Origin of the sequence: Corynebacterium sp. HMSC05D08 (assembly GCF_001807215.1) — a bacterium.
Lineage (GTDB): Bacteria > Actinomycetota > Actinomycetes > Mycobacteriales > Mycobacteriaceae > Corynebacterium > Corynebacterium striatum.
In genome coordinates this window covers 1-3,378 of sequence record NZ_KV788329.1, presented here as the reverse complement: position 1 = coordinate 3,378, position 3,378 = coordinate 1, and the positions used below count along the sequence as shown (strand labels likewise).

Annotated in this window: 6 protein-coding genes and 1 pseudogene; 3 read left to right on the top strand and 4 right to left on the bottom strand. The window is 50.6% G+C overall.

Annotated features, from left to right (window positions below):
• Window positions 1-27: 27 nt before the first annotated feature.
• Window positions 28-313: pseudogene (locus HMPREF3148_RS13820) on the top strand (integrase core domain-containing protein); the annotation flags it as partial.
• Between the two features lie 247 nt (window positions 314-560).
• On the opposite strand, the gene HMPREF3148_RS13680 reads toward HMPREF3148_RS13820, so the two are convergent.
• From HMPREF3148_RS13680 to HMPREF3148_RS13515, 4 genes are all read right to left on the bottom strand, one after another.
• Complete coding sequence (locus tag HMPREF3148_RS13680) at window positions 561-734, bottom strand: hypothetical protein (protein WP_005530995.1); 174 nt, start codon at window positions 732-734, stop codon at window positions 561-563.
• Window positions 735-756: 22 nt separating this feature from the next.
• Window positions 757-1,299, bottom strand: a complete 543-nt coding sequence (locus HMPREF3148_RS06235) for a hypothetical protein (RefSeq protein WP_049063127.1) — start codon at window positions 1,297-1,299, stop codon at window positions 757-759.
• Window positions 1,300-1,428: 129 nt separating this feature from the next.
• On the bottom strand, window positions 1,429-1,734 hold the full coding sequence (locus HMPREF3148_RS14225) for a transposase (protein WP_080972435.1): 306 nt from the start codon (window positions 1,732-1,734) through the stop codon (window positions 1,429-1,431).
• A 104-nt stretch (window positions 1,735-1,838) separates the two neighbouring features.
• Complete coding sequence (locus HMPREF3148_RS13515) at window positions 1,839-2,090, bottom strand: hypothetical protein (RefSeq protein WP_141741072.1); 252 nt, start codon at window positions 2,088-2,090, stop codon at window positions 1,839-1,841.
• Between the two features lie 857 nt (window positions 2,091-2,947).
• Between HMPREF3148_RS13515 and HMPREF3148_RS13510 the strand changes: the two genes are divergently transcribed.
• Together HMPREF3148_RS13510 and HMPREF3148_RS13675 are read left to right on the top strand one after the other, a co-directional pair.
• Window positions 2,948-3,151 (top strand): relaxase domain-containing protein, encoded by a 204-nt coding sequence (locus tag HMPREF3148_RS13510; RefSeq protein WP_131771746.1) that lies wholly within the window; start codon window positions 2,948-2,950, stop codon window positions 3,149-3,151.
• Between the two features lie 4 nt (window positions 3,152-3,155).
• Entirely contained in the window at window positions 3,156-3,305 is a 150-nt protein-coding gene (locus HMPREF3148_RS13675) for a hypothetical protein (RefSeq protein WP_157800446.1), read from the top strand.
• The last annotated feature ends 73 nt before the right edge of the window (window positions 3,306-3,378 follow it).

The window sequence follows — 3,378 nt, the reverse complement described above, 5'->3', positions numbered from 1 at the left end:
GCGAGCACACAGCCCGGCTGATGCGCAGCGCTGGACTGTCCCGCAAGGACAAAGGCGGGCCCAATTTATCACTCGGACCACGGCTCACAAGGTGTACACATCAGCAGCGTTTAGCACACGATGCCAGGAACTTGGCGTAATCCAGTCCATGGGTGCTATCGGTACCAGTGCAGATAATGCGTTAGCAGAGTCATTTAATTCCACGATGAAAAGAGAGGTCCTGCGCAATAGGAAAGTCTTCGACAATCCGCTGCAATGCCGGCGGGAGGTATTTCGGTGGTGCATCAGATACAACACACAGCGCCGACACTCATGATGCGGACAGGTATCGCCCGATGTCTTTGAAGCCCAATCTATTACACTGACCAAGGCAGCATTACTGCCACTCACCTTGTCTACTTTTCAGGGGTCACGCCCGGCGTCCTTTTCGAGGATAGGTAGAAGTTGATTCGAAAGGTACCCATGATGGTCGCCCTATTTGTCCTCGGGGCCCATCACAAGAACTAACTCGTACACCACGCTAACGGATGCAACCGCCGGCTGACGACTTTACTCACTGGTTATTCCTGATGATTGTTTTTGACGCGATTGACCAGTACCGCTGCAACTATAGTGAGCAGTATGAGGATGAAAAATCCGAGGATCGACTTGTTTGTGATGGCGACATAACCTGAAATTGCCAGCCCAAATAGTGCAACGACAATCGCATTGGGAGATATTTTATGTCTGTTCATTAGTCCTCTTTACACTTGATCGTTAAGTACACTCGATGCCTTGGACTCTTCCGGCCCACGTGTAATGGGCTTTTAAGCGATTATTGCAGCGTTTGTGGTGACTGAGGACTACTGTTGCCCCAGTGATGATGGCTCCAACGACGGTGCAGGCAGCCCACCCGACACCGGGAATGGCGCAGATGGCGGCCCCTAGGGCAAACCCCGATCCGCTGATGATCATATCCTGCTCAAGAGGGGTGAACTCTACCCAGAATCCCCCGTTTTCTTTCCCTCCGCTCACATAGGGGGTGATGGCATGTGGATCCCTTAACGTTAGATCCATGTGCTCGAGGTCGAAGGTTACGGTGGAGTCATCATTTACAGTTCGGGGAACATCCGAGTTGATCAATTCTTCAAAAGCTTGATCCAGAACCTCTGGGGTGACTGTTCCTTCCGCAACGGTCTGTTCTTGGAACTCTTGAGGGGTTGTAGGATCGTCCTTTTCTGCAGCGGAGGCTAGTCCTTGACTAGCAAAAAGGATAGCTATGGAAGCTAGTGAAGCCAATGCTTTTGACTGAGTTTTCATAGTGTTCCCGATCTCTATAGGGCCGAACTGCTCCCGAGGTTACATACTGTCCAAATTGTGGGCAATAGTTTGACGAATTGTGTGAGGTGATCTATCGCACCTCACGCGACCCCCGCCACTGAATCAAGATCAAGCCAGGACCAACAATTTTGGGGAGACCTCCTCGACTGCTTCGCTTAAACTCCAGTCAATAGTGCCTTCGGTGTCTTTAAGCGCTACTACGGGTTGGTGAATGGCGTCATAGACTCCCGTGCGCGAGTAGAGATTGTGGCGTTTCCACAATGTTTGCCGAGGTCCGAAACGTTCTGCAAGATCCCGCCATGGGCATCCGATGCGGAACCTGTAGACAATGGCTTCCATGATGGTGCGATTATCGGAAAATGGCCTGCCGACTTTCCGGTGGTAGAGGGCAGGTGTGGAACGATGATTTCCCATGTGGTCTCGGGTACCTCTCGGAAATTCTCGAGACTGCTCATACCGAAAACTCTTTCACACTTACTCTCAACTAATTAAGAGACACGGCCTAGATTAATTTGCCTTTAGCTGCCTGATATCCCAGGGTCTGCAAGAGTTTTCTCCAGTGTTTGAATGCGTTGTTCGAGAGAACCGACGGTAGTGACTATAGATAAAGCAATGCGATTTACCTCAATGTTTCCTGATTCATCAGAGAAATTCTCAGCTAAGAATTTGAGGCGTTCTAGAAAATTTGAGGTAGTAGGAAAAACATCACTGTCTATTTCTGAAGATATTTGGTCGAGCAACGACCATAATGAAAAGGAATCTGGATTCATTCTCTACCCTTAAGTGAGGTCTTGATGTTACGTGCTCGTAAGTTTGTTGCCTACGCTCTTGCATTTTCATTGGTTACAAGTTCTCCTATTGTAGCTAATGCTGCAACTGTGTCACCAGATGAAACTATGGATGATTGGTCTGAGATCGGTTCTCAGTCTAATCCTGAATCGCCAATTCTGATTGAACCGAACGATCGTAGTGAGGTTACATATCAACCTTATGGACTCTGGGATAAAATCTGGAAATCTACCTCAAGGGTGCTGCATTCGGAAGTAGAGTGCATGAGTAAGCTCGCCTACTACGAGTCCCATTTCAAGGCAATAGGTGTATGCGTTCCAACACCAAAAGGGACATGGCTTTTAACCGTAAAATATCGCGATTAAAGATCCCTTCTTAGGGTGGAGGCTCTTTATGTCCGAGGAGCTTCTCGCTCGCTACCAACACGCGCTGCGATGAACGCCATCAAGGTCCACGGATAAACACGCTTATCCGTGGACCTTATCTTTGCTTCATCCGCGTCCCAACGCTCGCCGTTGTCGCGTGCTTACCTGCTTAATCCGCCAATCGCTCGCGCGTTTGTCTGCCTGACGCAAGCACCTATTTCCGCGCCAGCGCAGCCTGATTGCCCGCCAGGTTTTGGACTATCAGGCCGATGACTGATTTTTCTTTGGTACATTTGCAACAAGTTGCCTAGTAGGTGTCCAGGTGGTCACCGTGGGGTTCGTTGAGGAGGTGGCGGCGTGCTGACTATCGCGAAGATGGGTGCGCATTCCGTGGCCTATTATCAGTCCACGGTTGATGAGAATCGGGGGACGGATTCGTACTATTCCGAGGACGGAAAGCAACCGGCTTCGGTGTGGCTTCGAGGAGAAAACGTGGCCGAGGTTTCGGCATTTTTGGGCGCCGACAACGGTGCGCTTGTGTCGGGAAAACGGTTGAGAATTGGTTCAATAAGGCTGTCGCTCCGAGCGGTGCGGGGCTTGGAAATGCTCCGAGAAAGGACAGTGTTCCAGGCTTCGATCTGACTTTTTGTGCGCCGAAATCTGTCTCCTTGTTGTGAGGGTATGGGCGCAGATTCTGCCGTGCGTGGCATCGTCGATGAAGCCCACCAGGCGGCAGCATCCCAGGCGCTGGATTACTTGTCGGAGCATGCCGGCTACACGCGAAAGCAAGTAAAAGAGCCGACTGGAAAGCGTCTTATCGTTGAAAAGTGAAGCGTCCTGGGTTTAGTTCCGCTTCTCTTACGGCCCTGCGTTGATGGCCTGGGTGAGATAGTACTCGGTTTCT